Origin of the sequence: Clostridium ragsdalei P11 (assembly GCF_001675165.1) — a bacterium.
Lineage (GTDB): Bacteria > Bacillota > Clostridia > Clostridiales > Clostridiaceae > Clostridium_B > Clostridium_B ragsdalei.
Window position 1 is genome coordinate 81,719 of sequence record NZ_LROS01000033.1, and the last position, 18,007, is coordinate 99,725.

At 29.9% G+C, this 18,007-nt stretch carries 17 protein-coding genes; 15 read left to right on the forward strand and 2 right to left on the reverse strand.

From position 1 onward, the window contains the following. The first annotated feature begins 14 nt into the window (after nt 1-14). Both CLRAG_RS13725 and spoIIR read left to right on the forward strand, forming a co-directional pair. Entirely contained in the window at nt 15-2,273 is a 2,259-nt protein-coding gene (locus CLRAG_RS13725) for a Ger(x)C family spore germination protein (protein ID WP_065078950.1), read from the forward strand. A gap of 84 nt (nt 2,274-2,357) precedes the next feature. Further along, the gene (spoIIR, locus tag CLRAG_RS13730; protein WP_065078951.1) at nt 2,358-3,002 is read left to right on the forward strand and encodes a stage II sporulation protein R; all 645 of its coding nucleotides are present in this window, start codon (nt 2,358-2,360) and stop codon (nt 3,000-3,002) included. Nucleotides 3,003-3,116: 114 nt separating this feature from the next. Here spoIIR and CLRAG_RS13735 read toward each other — a convergent pair whose 3' ends face one another. Beyond that, entirely contained in the window at nt 3,117-4,355 is a 1,239-nt protein-coding gene (locus CLRAG_RS13735; RefSeq protein ID WP_065078952.1) for an MGDG synthase family glycosyltransferase, read from the reverse strand. A 451-nt stretch (nt 4,356-4,806) separates the two neighbouring features. Between CLRAG_RS13735 and ypeB the strand changes: the two genes are divergently transcribed. The 6 genes from ypeB to rho all read left to right on the forward strand — a co-directional run bounded on the left by ypeB (nt 4,807) and on the right by rho (nt 11,282). Continuing rightward, nucleotides 4,807-6,177 carry a germination protein YpeB gene (gene ypeB / locus CLRAG_RS13740; protein WP_065078953.1) on the forward strand — a complete coding sequence of 457 codons (1,371 nt, stop codon included), beginning with the start codon at nt 4,807-4,809 and terminating at the stop codon, nt 6,175-6,177. Nucleotides 6,178-6,403: 226 nt separating this feature from the next. After that, the gene (locus tag CLRAG_RS13745; RefSeq protein ID WP_065078954.1) at nt 6,404-6,820 is read left to right on the forward strand and encodes a YwiB family protein; all 417 of its coding nucleotides are present in this window, start codon (nt 6,404-6,406) and stop codon (nt 6,818-6,820) included. 82 nt (nt 6,821-6,902) lie between these two features. Then, on the forward strand, nt 6,903-7,208 hold the full coding sequence (locus CLRAG_RS13750) for a hypothetical protein (protein ID WP_063601737.1): 306 nt from the start codon (nt 6,903-6,905) through the stop codon (nt 7,206-7,208). Nucleotides 7,209-7,486: 278 nt separating this feature from the next. Continuing rightward, nucleotides 7,487-9,091 carry a CTP synthase gene (locus tag CLRAG_RS13755; protein WP_065078955.1) on the forward strand — a complete coding sequence of 535 codons (1,605 nt, stop codon included), beginning with the start codon at nt 7,487-7,489 and terminating at the stop codon, nt 9,089-9,091. Nucleotides 9,092-9,302: 211 nt separating this feature from the next. Continuing rightward, entirely contained in the window at nt 9,303-9,647 is a 345-nt protein-coding gene (locus CLRAG_RS13760) for a hypothetical protein (RefSeq protein WP_065078956.1), read from the forward strand. A gap of 204 nt (nt 9,648-9,851) precedes the next feature. Next, nucleotides 9,852-11,282, forward strand: coding sequence for a transcription termination factor Rho (rho, locus tag CLRAG_RS13765; protein WP_420808099.1), 1,431 nt, complete (start codon nt 9,852-9,854; stop codon nt 11,280-11,282). Between the two features lie 65 nt (nt 11,283-11,347). Here rho and rpmE read toward each other — a convergent pair whose 3' ends face one another. Next, the gene (gene rpmE, locus CLRAG_RS13770; RefSeq protein ID WP_013236913.1) at nt 11,348-11,560 is read right to left on the reverse strand and encodes a 50S ribosomal protein L31; all 213 of its coding nucleotides are present in this window, start codon (nt 11,558-11,560) and stop codon (nt 11,348-11,350) included. Nucleotides 11,561-11,729: 169 nt separating this feature from the next. Here rpmE and CLRAG_RS13775 point away from each other — a divergent pair, with 169 nt between their 5' ends. The 7 genes from CLRAG_RS13775 (at nt 11,730) to CLRAG_RS13805 (ending at nt 17,929) form a co-directional block, all read left to right on the forward strand. Further along, the gene (locus tag CLRAG_RS13775) at nt 11,730-12,782 is read left to right on the forward strand and encodes a DUF1385 domain-containing protein (RefSeq protein ID WP_065078958.1); all 1,053 of its coding nucleotides are present in this window, start codon (nt 11,730-11,732) and stop codon (nt 12,780-12,782) included. Further along, entirely contained in the window at nt 12,772-13,635 is an 864-nt protein-coding gene (gene prmC, locus CLRAG_RS13780; RefSeq protein WP_065078959.1) for a peptide chain release factor N(5)-glutamine methyltransferase, read from the forward strand. The genes CLRAG_RS13775 and prmC overlap by 11 nt, the downstream gene beginning before the upstream one ends. Before the next feature lie 60 nt (nt 13,636-13,695). After that, nucleotides 13,696-14,769: a peptide chain release factor 1 gene (prfA, locus tag CLRAG_RS13785; protein ID WP_065078960.1), complete on the forward strand. Its 1,074-nt coding sequence runs from the start codon at nt 13,696-13,698 to the stop codon at nt 14,767-14,769. 64 nt (nt 14,770-14,833) lie between these two features. Continuing rightward, nucleotides 14,834-15,460, forward strand: coding sequence for a hypothetical protein (locus tag CLRAG_RS13790; protein WP_065078961.1), 627 nt, complete (start codon nt 14,834-14,836; stop codon nt 15,458-15,460). A 68-nt stretch (nt 15,461-15,528) separates the two neighbouring features. Next, nucleotides 15,529-16,251 carry a ZIP family metal transporter gene (locus tag CLRAG_RS13795; protein WP_065078962.1) on the forward strand — a complete coding sequence of 241 codons (723 nt, stop codon included), beginning with the start codon at nt 15,529-15,531 and terminating at the stop codon, nt 16,249-16,251. 114 nt (nt 16,252-16,365) lie between these two features. Next, complete coding sequence (locus CLRAG_RS13800) at nt 16,366-17,418, forward strand: L-threonylcarbamoyladenylate synthase (protein ID WP_065078963.1); 1,053 nt, start codon at nt 16,366-16,368, stop codon at nt 17,416-17,418. A 52-nt stretch (nt 17,419-17,470) separates the two neighbouring features. Then, entirely contained in the window at nt 17,471-17,929 is a 459-nt protein-coding gene (locus tag CLRAG_RS13805; RefSeq protein ID WP_065078964.1) for a low molecular weight protein arginine phosphatase, read from the forward strand. Nucleotides 17,930-18,007: the final 78 nt, after the last annotated feature.

Sequence of the window (18,007 nt, forward strand, 5' to 3'; positions counted from 1 at the left end):
GAGATGGTTATTACATGACACAAAAAAATTTTATAACTGAATTTGGAATGTTCAGTACTATAGTAATAACTATGATAGGTGTAGGAGCATTTTCATATCCTGGAGAAGTGGTAAACTATTTAGGTTCAAATGGATGGATTGGAACCATAGTAGAAGGAATATTAGTTTATTTCTTAATTTACATTGCCTATAAAGTTATAAAATTAAATGGATATAACAAGTTATGTATAATATTACAAAATAGCTTTGGAAAGATATTTGGAGGTATTTTGGCACTTATATTTGTTGCATATAATATATTTTTTATATCCATGGGTATGAGGATATTTATAGAAGTTATAAAAATGTATTTACTTGAAAAAACTCCTTCTGAATTTCTAATAATTGTAATGATATTTACGGGAATTTATCTTATAAGAAATGAATTAGGAGATTTAATAAAATTTAATGAAGTTTCTTTTTGGATAATGTTCGTATCAATGGGATTAATATTTTTGTTCACTTTAAATAAAGCACATTTTAACAATAGTATCCCTAACTTTATTAACAGTGATGCTTATGATTATTTAAAAGCATTTAAAAATACAATATATAGTTTTATTGGCATAGAGATAATATATTTAGTTGGTCCTTTTGCAAAAAATAAAGTAAGTATAAGAAAAATAGCTTTAAAAAGCATCTTGTTTGTAACTCTATTTTATGTTGTTACAGTTATACTGTCTCTAGCTATTTTTTCTGAAGAACAAACTAAAGCTTTATTATGGCCTACTATAACAATGATAAAATCTGTAGATATAAGAGGAGCCTTTATAGAGAGATGGGAAGGTATAGCAATGGCTGTATGGATCATGTTTTACTTTTGCAATTTTTCTAATGTATATTACTTGTCTTCAGATATAGTGAAAGATGTATTTAGATTAGGTGATATAAAGATCTCTTCAGCTTTAATAGCTCCCTTTATATATTTGACAGCTATGTATCCTGAAAATATAGCAGAACTATATCATATAATTAACACAGTAATGCCTGTGGCAGCTGCGTACAGCTTAATATTGCTTCCTTTAATTATATTTTTGTTCAGCAAACCTAAAAGAAACTTAAATGCAAGTAAGTTTATGTGCATATTTTTAGTTTGTACTGTGCTAACTGGATGCTGGGATAAAGTTGAGATAGAAAGAACTCAATTGGTATCTGTAATAGGAGTAGATGCAGGAGAGGATATAGGTAAGGTTAAAGAATTAAAAAATGTAAAGTCAACAGATCCTCTAACGTCTGTAAATCTAAAAAAGATTCATGTAACTTTTGGAATACCGGATTTGAGTAAATTAGAACCAGGTAAAGGAGGTATATCTGGGGACAAATATGTTGATGTAGATGGATATTCAATGGAGGATGCTGTAGATACAGCAATGTCTAAAAGCAGTAGAACTGTGAAGTTTAGTCAAACTAAACTGCTTGTTTTAGGTAAAGGTTTAATGGAATATCCTGATGTAGTAAAAGAAGTCATAGATTATTTGCAAAGAGAGCCTTCTTTAAATAGAAATATGTATATAGTTTTAGCTAGTGGCAGCTCAGATAAATATATAAAAATTAAAACACCTATGGGAAAAAGTACAGAAGATTATATATTGGGATTAGTTGAAGGAGATGCCAAGGACAATGAAGTTAAGACTGTAACTTTAAATGATTTTCTAGTTAGTATGAGTGAAAATGGAAATAGCATAATACCAAAAGTTGAAATGGATAAGGACAAAAAAAATATAAAAATAGCAGGTACTGCAGCTATAAAAAATTTTAAATATGAGGGTGATTTAAATCAAGTTCAGACTTCTAATATAGAATTGTTACAAGGTAAATTAAAAAGTGGTAAAAGAATGATATATTTAGAAGGTCATCCTGTAGATATAAGGATAAATGGTAGCAATAGAAGAATAAAGGTGTCCCAAGAAAAGGGGAACTTGGTATTTAATATAAAACTAAATATTGAAGGTGAGATAAAAAATTATTATACTAATGATAAGGTTTTATCAGTAGATAAACTGAGCTATATTGAACAAAGCTTTAATAAGGCCATAGCACAGGAATGTAAAGATGCTATAAAAGTTACTCAAAGGGATCTTAAGATTGATCCTATAGGATTTAAGGATTATATAAAAAGATATCATCCTCTCATGTGGAGGCAAGTAAAAGATAAATGGGAGGATTCTTATAAGGATGCAGTTGTAAATGTAAATGTAGATACTAAGATAAGGAGAATTGGTGTAGTAAAATAATAAAATACAGTGAATATAATTAAAATATATGTAAATAATTACTAATGAAATATTCAATAGTTATTAAAAAGTGGGGATGAGATTATGAAGAAATTTTTATTAGTATTTAGTATATGTGTTTTAAGTATATTTACTGTATGTTCCTATTTATGTGAAGTAAAAAGTGACAATATACAAGATGATATGGCATCTAGGATTATAAGATTTCATGTTATAGCAAATAGTGATTCAAAAAGTGATCAGGCACTTAAACTAAAAGTAAGAGACGAAATATTGAAATATATACAACCTAAACTAAAGGACTGTAAAAATATAGAGGAATCAAGAAAAGTTTTAATGGAAAATGATAAGGATGTATTAAAAGTAGCCCGTAGAGTAATAAGTAAACAGGGTTATAACTATGAAGTTAAAAGTACCTTATCCAAAGTAAATTTTCCTATAAAGACTTATGGAAATATAACTCTTCCTCAGGGAAGGTATGAGGCTTATAGAGTGATTATAGGCAAAGGACGAGGTCAAAACTGGTGGTGTGTTATGTTTCCACCATTATGTTTTGTAGATATTACAAAAGGACAAGTATCCTACAAAAAGACAGAGCAAGAAATGAAAAAGGTTTTGACACCGGAGGAATATAAGATGGTAAACAACAATAAATTTGACATAAGTGACAAAAATAATATAAAAGTTAGATTTAAAATAATAGAAGTGTTAAATAAGTTGGGAATATAAATCTAGTACAAGTGGGCTGGATATGGTAAGTTCTCAAAATTTGAGAATTTCATACCGTCAATTAGCCCTAACTTGTAATATATGAATAGAAATCTATATTTAACACAAGTTAATTTATAATTCAAATAATTTTAAAGCTGTTTTCAAAAAGTATTTTTCTGCAGATTTAAAAAAAGTTTTAGGATTGTTCTTTTCATAAATTTTATCTTCTTCTGTAAAGGAATTTTTATTTGATTTATTTTGTACAAGCCAATTTATTAAATTAAATATATCATTCCCAGCATAAGGTTTAGAAAATTTACTGCAATTTTCTACCATGTTTTTTAGTTCATCTTTAGAGTGAAGAAGTTTTTCTATGTTTTCACCACACTTTTCTATGTCAGTTAAATTTACAGCCAAATTATGTCTTAGTAGAAACTGAGCATTTTTTTCTTCTTGACCTGGTATTGGAGAAAATAAACCAAGGGGTATTTTGCATATTAAGGCCTCAGTAATAGTAAGTCCTCCTGGTTTTGTTAAAAGAAGGTCACAAGCTTGCATATATTTATTTACATGGTCAGTAAAACCTATGATGCGGGTTTCCTTTGAAGAAGAATCTTTAATCTTTGAAAGCTCTGCATAAAGTTTTTTATTTTTACCTGTTATTATGATTATCTGGATATCTTCATTTATATTGGTTAGCTGTTTATATATATCTACTATTTTTCCAAGTCCCAGACTTCCACCCATAACTAGTATGGTAAATTTGGATTCACATAAATCTAATGATTCTAATGTGTCTCCTCTATCATAATTCATATTAAAATCTGGTTTAACAGGTATTCCTAAGTTATAAATAGTGTCTTTGGATATCCCTTTAAAAATCATTTTGCTTATCATATCTTCGTTAGAAACCACATAAGCGTCAATATAAGGATGAAGCCAAGAACTATGAGAGTAATAATCAGTGATTATGGACATACAGGGTATGTTCATATTGTATTTTGACTTTAACACCGATAGCATTTCTGTAGAGAATGAATGGGTAGCTATTAATATATCAGGTTTAAATTCACGAATAAGTGGAATCAATTTACAAGTCATAGCTTCAATAAGCTTAGAACTTATAGTGTTTGTAATTGTGTAATCATCTTCTGAGTAAGTGTATAATTTCCCATATAAATAAGGGGATACTTTTAGGGATTTTAAATAACTTCCAATTACTACTTTGTCTATTATAGGATTTATATATTTAATGGTATCAATAATCTTTACTTCTGATTTTGGAGCTTTTAAGGCTATGTAACTTTTTATAGCTTCTGCAGCGTTACCATGTCCGCCTCCTGCAGAAATTGAAAGAATTAAAACTTTCATTTAATCACCTTCTGGTTAAGTATGTAATTTAATTATATAAAATGTACGGAAAATAATAAACTCATTTAACTAACATTTAAGAAAAAATTAATAATAAGCAATAAATATAGTATTGGCTTTTAAATTTTATATTAAACAAATAATACATAACAATTAGGTAAATGCAAACAATATAAAAAGAGGCAAAATGCAATAATGCAGGAATTGTCATCGGATCAAGTGATTCTTAGGTTCAGATGGAGTTTGCTTATAAGTATGACTTTTCCCAGCTGAACCTTAGAAGAACTTATCCAGGCGCGTAGCAGTGCTTATCCCCCACTTTGATAGAAAAGCAGATATCCCAAATCTTTGATTTGGTGATAGTCGCTTTCGCTGTGTGCGATGGGGGACGTTAGCAATGGTAGCGATCGGATAAATGGTGAGATTAGTCATAAAAAAGAGGTGGAAATTTATGAAGTTTTCTAAAAAAAGGATAATATATACTGCCATAGTAACTTTAATTGTAGTGTTTTCTAGTACATTTGCCGTATTAATGACGCTTGAAAGAAATGATTATAGAAATTATTTGCAGGGTGAGTATGGTAAAAGTATGTATGAATTAATAGATGCAGTTCAAAATATAAGAACTAATTTAACCAAAGCGGCTATAATTGGATCAAGGGAACAACAGATAGTAGTTTTTGACGAAATATTTAGGTATTCTGCTATAGCTAGTGATAAATTGCATTCACTTCCAGTATCCCAATCTACTATATCGGATACCAGTAAGTTTTTAACTCAGGTAGGAGATTTCTGCTATAGTTTAGGCAGGTCATCTACAGAAGGAAAACAGTTAAGTGAAAAAGATTATAATGATATAGAAAAATTAAAAAAGCAATCCAATGTACTGGAAAATCAGCTAGAATTAGTATCTAACAATATAAATCAGGGAAAAGTAAAATGGGGAGAAATAAGAAAAAAGATTACAGGCGTTTTTGCTAAAAGTAACGATGTATCAATATCTGAACAATTTAAGGGAATACAAAAACAGGTTCTTCAATATCCTACATTAATTTATGATGGACCGTTTTCAGACAATACACTTCAGATAAACCCTAAAATAAAATTACAAAAAGAAGTTTCTCAAGGTGAGGCAGAAAAAATTGCTAGGCAGGTTATTGGAAAAGATAAGATAGAAAATATGGATGTATCTTCTGTTAATGAAAAATCCAACATAGGTGTATATAGATTTACTGCAGCATTAAAGGAAAGAACTAAAAAAGACAGTAGAGTGGTATGTGAAATAAGTAAAAATGGAGGAAAGGTATACTACTTAATAAATGATAAGAGCATAAATAACAGCTCTATGGACGTTAAAAAGGCTTCTGAAATTGGGTTGAAGTATTTAAGCAATTTAGGTTATAAAAATATGATCATTACGTATTCCTTAAGATATAATAATGTGGCAGTTATAAACTATGTGTATAGTCAAAATGGTATACTTGTTTATCCTGATCAGATTAAACTAAAGATAGCTTTAGATAATGGAGAAATTATAGGTGTGGAAGCAGAAAAGTATTTAATATCCCATGAAGAAAATAGAAAAATAGAAACTCCTAAGTTAACCTATGGGGAAGCTGAGAAGAGAGTTAGCAAGAGACTAAATGTAACAAGTAAGAGGCTTACTATAATTCCTACGGAAACTAATAAGGAAGTGTTATGTTATGAATTTTCTGGGAATTATAAAGGTGATTACTTTAAAGTTTATGTAAATACAAGTACGGGATATGAGGAGAGAATAATTCAAATAATTAACACTCCTAATGGTAAACTTGCTATGTAAAGTATTGTTATTTTATTTTAAATGCCTAGTTTGGAGTGATGGAAACCTTACTTATTTGGTGAGGTTTCCAAAGTATGAAAAAGTATTTCAGGATTGGAATAGATTTTAATATTAAAATTAGTCTGATATAATGTATATATTAGTTATTTTAGACTAAAAGGGAGGCGAAACACGTTATAACTTTACTAAAATCCATAGGGTTTGATAAAGTTTTAATAACAAAATTATGAAAAAAAAGGCTATTATATCTGTATCCAGTAAACAAACTGATGAGGAAGAACCTATAGAAGTTGTTACTCCAGGAAGTTTTTATAAAAAAAATGATTCCTATTATGCAGTTTATAAAGAAACTGAATTATCTGGAATGGAAGGAACTACTACTACTTTGAAGATAAAACAGGATAAGTTTTCTCTTATAAGAATGGGGAGTACTAGTACTAAAATGGATTTTGATGAGGATAAAAAAAATGTGTCCATGTATAAAACACCTTATGGAACTATAGAGCTGAGAATAGAAACAAATAGTTTGAATATAAACGTAGACGAACAAGGTGGGGATATAATGATAAATTATAAGATTAGTACTGCAGGACAAGCATTAAAAAATACCAAGCTAAAAGTAAATATAAAAGTTAATGAATAAATTTTTTGAGTAGTTTTGATTAAAGTATTCACATATGGCAATTAATTAAATATATAGTAATGAAAAGAGAAGGTTGATTCCAATGAAATATTTTAGGAATAAAGAAGAAGTATACACTAAAATAATTAAAATATTATGTGAATACAAGGGATTTAGTAGGAAAGACATGTTTAAAATATTAAAAAATGAATCTTGCAGATACTTATTTTTTTTGCTTATTAAAAAATATGAATGCTGTGATATGGAATTATTGAAAAAAGATTTTCCCTCTGTTAACAGTAAAAATGTAAAAAGGAATATAAAAAGAGCAGAAGAAAAATTATTGCTTGATAAAAAAATAAGAGAAATGTATTTTGAGGCAGAAGATATAATAAATAAAGTAAAATAAATATTTGTAGAAAAGAATAAAAAAATATGGAATATAAATAGAAAGTGTGATATCATAGTAAATATGTTTTGAACAAAAATACACCATTTTACTATTTATGAAGGTAATTGTTATTATAAAACTAATTAATTAGTTTGTCAATAATTAATTAGAATAGTTTATATTAACCTTTTTATAATGTTATTTATATTTTTAAATAGTTAAATTAAAAATTGTAATACTAAAACTTTATAGGATAAAAAACAGGGGGTGACACTGCTTTTAAAAGCAGAAATTTTATGAATACAAAATATATATTTGTAACCGGAGGAGTAGTATCTTCACTAGGAAAAGGAATAACCGCAGCTTCATTAGGAAGGCTTCTAAAGAATAGAGGATTAAAGGTTTCAATTCAAAAATTTGACCCATATATAAATGTAGATCCAGGAACCATGAGTCCATATCAGCATGGTGAGGTTTTTGTTACAGATGATGGAGCAGAGACGGATTTGGATTTAGGACATTATGAAAGATTTATAGATGAAAATTTAAGCAAAAATAATAATGTTACTACAGGAAAAATATATTGGTCAGTAATATCAAAAGAGAGAAAAGGGGAATATCTAGGAAGTACAGTTCAAGTAATTCCACATATAACAAATGAAATAAAATCAAGAGTATATAGGGTTGCCAAAGAACAAGATATTGATGTAGTTATAACTGAAATAGGTGGTACTGTAGGAGATATAGAATCCCAGCCTTTTCTAGAAGCCATAAGACAGATAAAATATGATGTTGGAATAGAAAATGTATGTTTTATACACGTTACTCTAGTACCTTATTTGCAAAAGTCAGGAGAATTGAAAACAAAACCTACTCAACATTCAGTTAAGGAACTTAGGGGTATAGGAATACAACCAGATATAATAGTATGTCGTTCAGAGGCATCTATATCTAATGATTTAAAGGAAAAGATAGCTTTATTTTGCAATGTAGAGAGAGACTCTGTTATTCAAAACTTAGATGCTGAAAATTTATATGAAGTTCCATTGATGCTTCACAAAGAAGGATTAGATGAATTGGTATGTAAGAAGTTGAAATTAGAATGCAGTGAAATAGATAATTCTGAATGGATTAAAATGGTAAATAATATTAAGAAATTATCTAAGAATGTAAATATAGCTTTAGTTGGAAAATATGTAGAACTTCATGATGCATATATATCTGTAGTTGAGGCACTAAATCATGGAGGATATGCTAACGACGCTAATGTAAATATAAAGTGGATAAATTCTGAAGATGTCACTAGTAAAAATGTAGGAGAACACTTAAAGGACATGGATGGAGTGCTCATTCCAGGAGGATTTGGTGACAGAGGAATAGAAGGTAAAATATTAGCTGCAGGTTGGGCTAGAAAGAATAAAATTCCTTTTTTCGGAATATGTCTTGGTATGCAGTGTGCTGTAATAGAGTTTGCCAGAAATGTACTTGGATATGACGGAGCTCATAGCTCAGAAATAGATCCAGACACTAAATATCCTGTTATAGATTTAATGCCAGATCAAAAGGATATAGATGAAAAAGGTGGTACTATGAGGCTTGGAATATATCCATGTAAGCTTTTAAAGGATAGTAATTGTTTTAAAGCTTATGAAGAAGAAGTTATATATGAGAGACATAGACATAGATATGAATTTAATAATTATTATAGAAAAAATTTATCACAGGCAGGTCTTGTCCTTTCAGGAACGAGCCCTGATTCAAGGTTAGTAGAAATTGTAGAAATAAAAGACCATCCATGGTTTGTAGGCGTACAATTTCACCCAGAACTTAAATCAAGACCTAATAGACCGCATCCATTGTTTAAGGATTTCATAAAAGCTTCTTTGAATAATAAAAATTAGTATATTTTTAAATTAAGAAATTGGTATGTGTTAGTGAAAACTACATATACCAATTTTTGTCGAAAAAATAATATAAATAAAAGTAATATAAACAACTTTTATGAAGGATTTTAGTAATATTTATAGAAATAGTAATGTATATAGTATTAAGATATTTAAAAAAAATACTATGCTTTATTTTGAAATACCAATTTTATGGGGGGTGAGGTTTATGGTATTTGAAACGAATATAAGTATTGCTGTTATAAGTCCAGAAGGGAAATACTGTATCAAGGATTTCTCTATATTTGACACTAACAAAATTAATGAAAGTTTCACCTCTTTAAAGGTAAATTCTATAAATAATGGGGTATTATCCTTAAAAATAAAATGTGGACTTTGTGGGAACGTTCACTATTATAAATATAATATAAATAAAGTAGTTAAAAAAAATATTATAATTGGAGGATGTGAGTTGCTAGGGTTTCCTATATTTTGTATAGGAAATCGTAAGAGTGTAGAAGAAAAAATATTAAGGAATACTCGAGCTAATAAAAAAATATATGCTATGATATAAATTTTTGTAATTATCAAAAATAATATAGATTAAAATATAGAAAAAGGGTATAATGTTATATGTATATAAGCATTTCTATATGGAATTTTCTTAATTAGTAATGATATTTTCAATTATATTTTAAATGTTTCCCTAAATTTAATTGTAATATAAAATTAGACAATTGTGAGGTGTTACCTTTTGGACGATAAAGATATAGATAATATGACGGTTTTGCAATTAAAACAAATTGCAAAAACTTTGGAAATAAAAAATATATCAAAATATAAAAAAAGCCAATTGATTGAGGAAATAAAAAAAGTATCTCCTGCCCATATCAAAAAGGGTGGTGTTATACTTAGAGAAAAAATAAGCCCTAAGGATGAAGCTGCAAATAGACATAAAGAAGCAGAACATACTGTAAGGCATAGTGAGAACAAAGCACAGGAAGACAAAAATGAAGAACAAAAGACAAATGGAAACGAAAAAAGAGAAAAACTTAAAGAAATGATAAGTGAATCAGATAGTGCAAGGGGAGTACTTGAAATAATAGAAAATAATAATTATGGATTCTTAAGAGGAAAGAACTATTTAACAGGACCTGATGATATATATGTGTCTCCATCTCAGATAAGAAGATTCAATTTAAAAACAGGAGATGAAGTTTGCGGTAAAGTTAGGATTCCTAAAGAAGGCGAAAAATTTAAGGCATTATTGTATGTTGAAAAAGTAAATGGAGAGAATCCAGAAAGAGCAGTGGGAAGAAAACCTTTTGAAACACTCACCCCTGTTTATCCGAACGAAAGGATAAAATTAGAAACAAATAGTGCGGATTTATCTACAAGACTTATGGATATAATCTCGCCTATAGGAAAAGGACAAAGAGGAATTATAGTTGCCCCACCTAAAGCAGGTAAAACTACTCTTCTAAAAAAAATAGCCCAAAGTATCTCAAAAAACCATCCAGAAATACAATTAATAGTTGTGCTTATAGATGAAAGACCGGAAGAAGTTACGGATATGCAAAGGTCCATAAATGGAGAAGTTATTTATTCAACTTTTGATGAGGAACCAGAACATCATACTAAAGTTGCATATATGGTACTTGAACGTACTAAGAGAATGGTAGAACAAGGGCAGGATGTGGTAATATTATTAGATAGTATTACTAGACTTTCTAGAGCATATAATTTGACTATAACTCCTACAGGGAGGACTCTTTCAGGAGGACTAGATCCTGGAGCATTAGTAATGCCTAAAAAGTTCTTTGGTGCGGCTAGAAATATAGAAGAAGGTGGAAGTCTTACTATACTTGCTACTGCACTTATTGAAACTGGAAGCAGAATGGATGACATGATATTTGAGGAATTTAAAGGTACTGGAAATATGGAAATACATTTGGATAGAAAACTTCAAGAAAGAAGAATATTCCCTGCTATAGATGTATACAAGTCTGGAACAAGAAGAGATGACTTACTATTTAAAAGTCAGTTAGAGAAAGAAGCAGCTTTCAATATAAGAAAAGTTATGTATGATGAAAATAATACTCAAAATGTTACAGAACAATTGATAAATTTACTTTCAAAAACTAGGAACAATTATGAATTTATGAATATTGTAAGCAAGATGAACATGAACAAACTAGGAGAAAAGTAAAAAATTAAAAACCTGTCTTTTAAATTAAAAGACAGGTTTTATAATAATAATTTAGAAAAATATGTCTATTCCTCGATTTTTAAATTAAATTTCTTTAAGAATTTATCAACTCTTCCACCAGCATCAATAGCTTTTTGTTTACCAGTGTAGAATGGATGGCACTTAGAACATATTTCCACTTTTAACTCTTTTTGTGTTGAACCAGTTGTAAAAGTGTTTCCACATGCACACTTAACTACCGCATCATGATAGTACTCTGGATGTATGCCGTTTTTCATATTAGTCACCTCTTTCAAATTTAAATAACAAAACTCTAATTTTAACTTCTGTATTATAACATAGGCATATGGGTAAGTCAATAAAGCCTGATTTGTTACAATATAGAATGTGATTTAATGTATAGCTTATGTTAAAATGTATTTATTCCATTTAATACGAGGTGATACAATGTCAAGAAAAACATCAGTTGGAGGCCAGGCTGTGATAGAAGGTGTTATGATGAGGGGAAGTCATGGCATGGCTACTGCTGTTAGAAAACCAGATGGCGAGATTGTCGTAAATAGAGAGGACAGTATATCTTATACTAAAAGAAATAGATTTTTAGGACTGCCAGTGATAAGGGGATTTGTATCTTTAATAGAAGCTATGGTAATGGGGATAAGTACACTTAATTATTCTGCTTCATTTTTTGATGATGAAGAGGAGCCCACCAAGTTTGACAAGTGTTTTAGAAGCATATTTAAGGAAAAAAGTGATAATGTACTTATGGGAGTTACTATTTTTATATCACTTGGAATAGCTGTACTCTTGTTTTTTATATTTCCTACTTTTGCAGCAAATATATTTAAAAAGTTTGGAGTGCATGGAAGTGTACAGCTCAATATGATTGAAGGTATAATCAGGGTAATTATATTTTTAGGTTATATATTCCTAATAGGTAATATGTCTGATATAAGTAGAGTATTTCAGTACCATGGGGCAGAACACAAGACTATTTTCTGTTATGAAAATGAAGAGGAACTTACTCCTGAGAAAGCTAAAAAATTTAAAAGGCTTCATCCAAGGTGCGGCACAAATTTTTTGTTTTTAGTTATGATAGTGAGTATAATACTTTTTTCTTTAACTGGTTGGGGTAATATTTTGCAAAGAGTTTTATACAGGGTAATTCTATTGCCTTTGGTTTCTGGAATCACCTATGAAATTATAAGGTGGATGGGTAAAAGCAATAGTTATTTTTCAAAGGTGCTTGCCTATCCTGGACTCATGCTGCAAAAACTTACTACAAGAGAACCGGATTATAGCCAACTGGAAGTGGCAATTATAGCTCTAAAGTATGCAGAGGGAATTGAAAAAGAAAGAGAAGAAAGTAGATATAGTGAAAGCGGAGAGATAAAGAGGGTTGTGGAATTGGATAGCGATGGAAATGAAATTGTAAAAAACGAACACAATGAAGATTGTGAAGAAAACTTAATGAAAGCAGAGAATTCTTATGAAAACTAGAGGAAGTAGTATAAGAGAGCTTTTAATAAAAGGGTATGAAGTTTTAAAAAATAGAGAAATAGAAAGCTATGCTTTGGATGCACAACTCCTTTTGGGAAAAGTACTAAACAAGGACAGATTATTTATGCTTATAAACGGTGATTATGAAGTCCCAGAAAAAGAAACTGAAGAATACTATAAGTACTTAAAATTAAGAGAGGATAAAATGCCTGTAAAATATATATTAGGATATTGTGAATTTATGGGCATTGATTTTATAGTGAAACCTGGGGTGCTAATCCCTAGGCCTGATACTGAGACTTTAGTAGAGCAAGCATTGATTCAAATAAAGCATAATAATTTTCATAATATATGTGATGTATGTTGTGGAACAGGGATTATTGGAATATCTATTGCTAAACTTATAGAAGGTATAAATGTAAAATGCTGCGATATATCTTCTACAGCTTGTGAGGTTACGGCAGAAAATATAAGAAGATTTTCCTTAGAGGAAAAAGTTCAGGTAGTCAAGAGTAATTTGATGGAATATTATATTCAAAACGAGGTAAAATTTCATATGATTGTATCTAATCCGCCATATATAGAAGAAAGCAGTATACCTACTTTAATGGAAGATGTGAAAAACTATGAGCCTAGAGAAGCACTTTCTGGAGGCAAAGATGGATTAGAATTTTATAGAAAAATAACTAAAGAGAGTTTGAAGGTTTTAGAAAGCAATGGAATTATTATGTTTGAAATAGGTTATGACCAAAGAGAGTCAGTTTCAGACATATTAGCGCAAAACGGATTTAAAAATATAATGTGTATAAAAGATTTAGCAGGGAAAGATAGGGTGATTAAAGGAGTGTTATAAATAAAAATGTTATGATATAATAATATATTGTGAAAATATTTATACGGAGTGATAAAAATTATGTTAGAAAGACTTAATTTTATAGAAAATAAGTATGAAGAGTTATCTATTAAGATAAGTGACCCGCAAGTTATGGCAGACCAAAAAGAGTGGCAAAAGTTATGCAAAGAAAATGCAGAGCTAGAGGAAATAGTTACAAAATACAGAGAATATAAAAAAGCTCAGCAGGAGCTGGAAGACAACAAAGAAATGCTTAAGGAAGAAACAGATAGGGAAATGAAGGAAATGGAACAAGAAGAAATAAAAAGGCTTACAGAAGTTATAGAAGAAAGTGAAAATGATCTAAGAGTACTCCTTCTTCCTAAAGACCCAAATGATGATAAAAATGTATTTGTGGAAATTAGAGCAGGAGCAGGAGGAGAAGAAGCGGCTTTATTTGCTGCAAATCTCACTAGAATGTATACAAGATATGCAGAACGCCAGGCATGGAATATAGAGACTATGAGTATAAATGCCACAGATATAGGTGGATTTAAAGAAATTGTATTCATGGTAAAGGGAAAGGGAGCCTATAGCAGATTAAAGTATGAAAGTGGCACTCATAGAGTACAGAGGGTACCAGATACTGAGTCAAGTGGAAGAATTCACACTTCAACGGCTACAGTAGCAGTACTTCCCGAAGTTGATGATGTAGATGTAGTTATAAATCCAAATGATATAAGAATAGATGTATTTAGAGCGTCAGGCCATGGTGGACAATGTGTAAATACTACTGACTCAGCAGTTAGAATTACCCATTTACCTACAGGACTTGTAGTATCCTGTCAGGACGAAAAATCTCAACTTAAAAATAAGGAAAAAGGCATGAAAGTTTTGAAATCCAGACTTTATGAAAGGGCAGAGAAAGAAAGAAGTGCCAGCATAGCTGAGGATAGAAAAAGTCAGGTTGGAACAGGAGATAGAAGTGAAAGAATAAGGACTTATAACTATCCACAGGGTAGAGTTACAGATCATAGAATAGGATTAACTTTATATAAATTAGATTCATTTTTAGATGGAAATATAGATGAAGTAATAGATGCACTTATAACTGCAGATCAGGCAGAAAAAATGAAGGAAATGGGAAACGATTGATAGTAAGTGTAATGAAAATGGGAGAGGAGTTGAAAAACCGTTAAGTGCTATCTAACGGGGAAGTATGAACATAGATAAAGCCATTAGAAAGCAAAAAAAATCTTACAAGATATTTATGCTGTCTATGTGCTTTATTTTTTGTGTAATGCCTACAGCTCTTATTTTAGCCAGAAAATTTAATATATTTTATATAATTTACTTAATAGTCTTAGAAGTGCTTATTTTTCTAGCTATTGTTATTAGAATCAATAATGAATTTTTAAAATTTAGTTATGATGGATATAAGTTAAAATTAAAAATGGGTATTAGAAGGGCTAAATTAAGTATAATATGTGACAAAATTGTTTTGGTACATGTAGAAAGTTATATTTCAAAGTACAGAGACAACCAAAATTTTAGAATAATTATTCTATCAACTTCCAAGTTTAGAAGTGATAGAATGATATTGGTACATAAAGAATTTTTGAAAAGGCATTCTTATGTAGCACATCAGTATAATAAAATGAAAATTTTGCATCCTGAAAATACCTTTTACTACACTATAATAAAAAGAGGGGAATTGAACAAATATCCTCTTTTAGACACTATTTATAAGAGTTGTGTTTATGCCCACTTTACTGAGGAAACCATTGAAAAAATAAAATATTATAGAGAAAACTCAGAAAATTATATTGATAATAAGAAAAAATAAAATGTATTCATATATTGAAGAGTCTTAAAATAAACATGATATATAAATAATAATATAAGGTGATTTTTTTGAATGCAAATATAACTTGTATAGTTATAATAGGAAGCATAGTGTCACTTGTAGGAACAATGATAGGGGCTTCCCTTGGCGTAATAGTGAGAGAACCTTCTAATAAGCTACTAGGTGCTATAATAGGATTTGCAGGTGGAATTATGCTGTCTGTAGTAGTATTTGACTTAATTCCTGAATCTATGAATAAATGGAATTTTGTTTTTACTATAATATTTGTAGTTTTAGGAGCTGGTCTTATTGCCATAATTGACTCTAAAGTAAACATAGGCAGCACCAACAAACATTTAAAAATTGCATTTATGGCTTCTTTGGGACTTATGATTCACAATTTTCCAGAAGGCATAATAATGGGATGTGGTTTTGCAGCAGGAGGAACCCTTGGAATAAAGATGAGCCTCATAATTGCAATTCATGACATACCGGAGGGAATTGCCGTGTCAGCACCACTTATGGCATCTAAGGTAAAAATTTCAAGGATACTTTTATATGCTTTTATTACAGCTTTTCCGACTGCCATAGGAACTTTTGCAGGTGTTTACATAGCTAATATTTCTAAAAATGTATTGGGAGCGTGTTTATCTGCTGCATCTGGAATAATGTTGTATGTGGTATGCGGAGAGATGATACCAGAATCCTCAAAACTATGGGATGGTATTACGAGTACACTTGGAACTTTATGCGGAATTGTTTTAGGGCTTGTAATAGTGCAGGTGTTTTAAATTCATATAATTTAAAATATGAATTATTGTTTTTAGGTATTTGAAAGAGAATAACAAGTCAAAGATACGACGGATATTTTTTGAAAATGCCTTAATGTAAAGGTGGAATGTTAGATGAACACAAAAGTGAAAATCGTAGATAAAGAAAACTTAGATAAGGGTATTGTTGAAGAAGCAGGAAAAGTCATAAAAAATGGTGGACTTGTGGCTTTCCCTACCGAAACTGTATATGGTCTTGGAGCAAATGCCCTCAATCCTGCTGCAGTAAAGAAAATATTTGCAGCTAAGGGAAGACCGCAGGATAATCCTTTGATTGTACATATATCTGATATAGAAGATATAAAAGAGCTGGTAGTTGATATCCCTGAAATAGCTAAGAAACTTATGAAGAAATTTTGGCCAGGTCCTATGACTATAATTCTTCCTAAATCACAAATCATACCAGATATCACCAGCGCATCTCTTCCAAGTATAGGGATTAGAATGCCATCTAATATAATAGCTAGAGAGCTAATAAGAACATCAAAAGTTCCAATTGCTGCACCTTCTGCAAATATATCTGGAAGACCTAGTCCTACGGATGTAGAAAGATGTATAGAAGATTTAAATGGAAAAGTTGATTTTATATTAGGCGGGGATATGTGTGAAGTTGGAGTAGAATCAACAATAATAGATTGTACTGTAACTCCTGCTTGTGTGCTTAGACCCGGAGGAATAACTCTAGAGGCATTAAAAGAGATAGATGATAATATATATATTGATCCTGCAGTGATGAAAAAGCCAGATAAAAATTTAAGACCTAAAGCTCCAGGAATGAAGTATAGGCACTATGCTCCAAAGGCACCCCTAAAAATAGTTAAGGGAGATTTAAAAAAAACTATTGAAAAAATTAACGAAATGGTGCAAAATTATATAGGTGAAAATAAAGTGGTAGGTATACTTGCTACGGATGAAACAAAAGATTTTTATAAAAATGGGCTAGTAATATCACTGGGAAGTAGAAATAATATGATTAGTGTATCTAAAAATTTATTTGAGACATTAAGAAGTTTTGATGACAAAAATGTAGATATTATAATAGCTGAAGCTTTTGATGAAAATGGAATAGGGACAGCTGTGATGAATAGATTAAATAAATCTGCTGGATTTGATATTATAATGGTGTAATTTTTAAAATGTGAAAGTTTAAACGCAGGATTTTTAGGAGGCTTTTTAATCTATGAAAAATATATTATTTGTTTGTACAGGTAATACCTGTAGAAGTTGTATGGCAGAGGCAATATTTAATTATTTGTGTGATATAGAACATATAAAAGCTATTTCAGCAGGAGTTGCAGTAGTAGAGGACAGCGTAACTTCTAAAAATTCTGCAGTGGTAGTCAAACAAAACATTAACTTGGATATAAGCAGTAGGAAAGCCGTTCAGATAAATGAAGATATGATAAAAAAATCAATGCTTGTTTTAACTATGACAGGTTATATAAGAGATATCATAAAGAAGAATTTTCCTGAATTTAAGAATAAGGTATATACTTTAAATGAATTTGTTTCTTTAGAGCAGGATATAACAGATCCTTTTGGAAAAGATATAGAAGAATACAGGTATACTTATAAACAATTAAAAAATGGTATTTTATTATTAATTAACAAATTAAAGGAAGATAGAGACATTAATTAGATGTTAGTATCTTCTTTTTTTGCGGAATTGCCTTTGAAAAATTGATTTAACTTAATAATATATGTCTTAAATAAAATA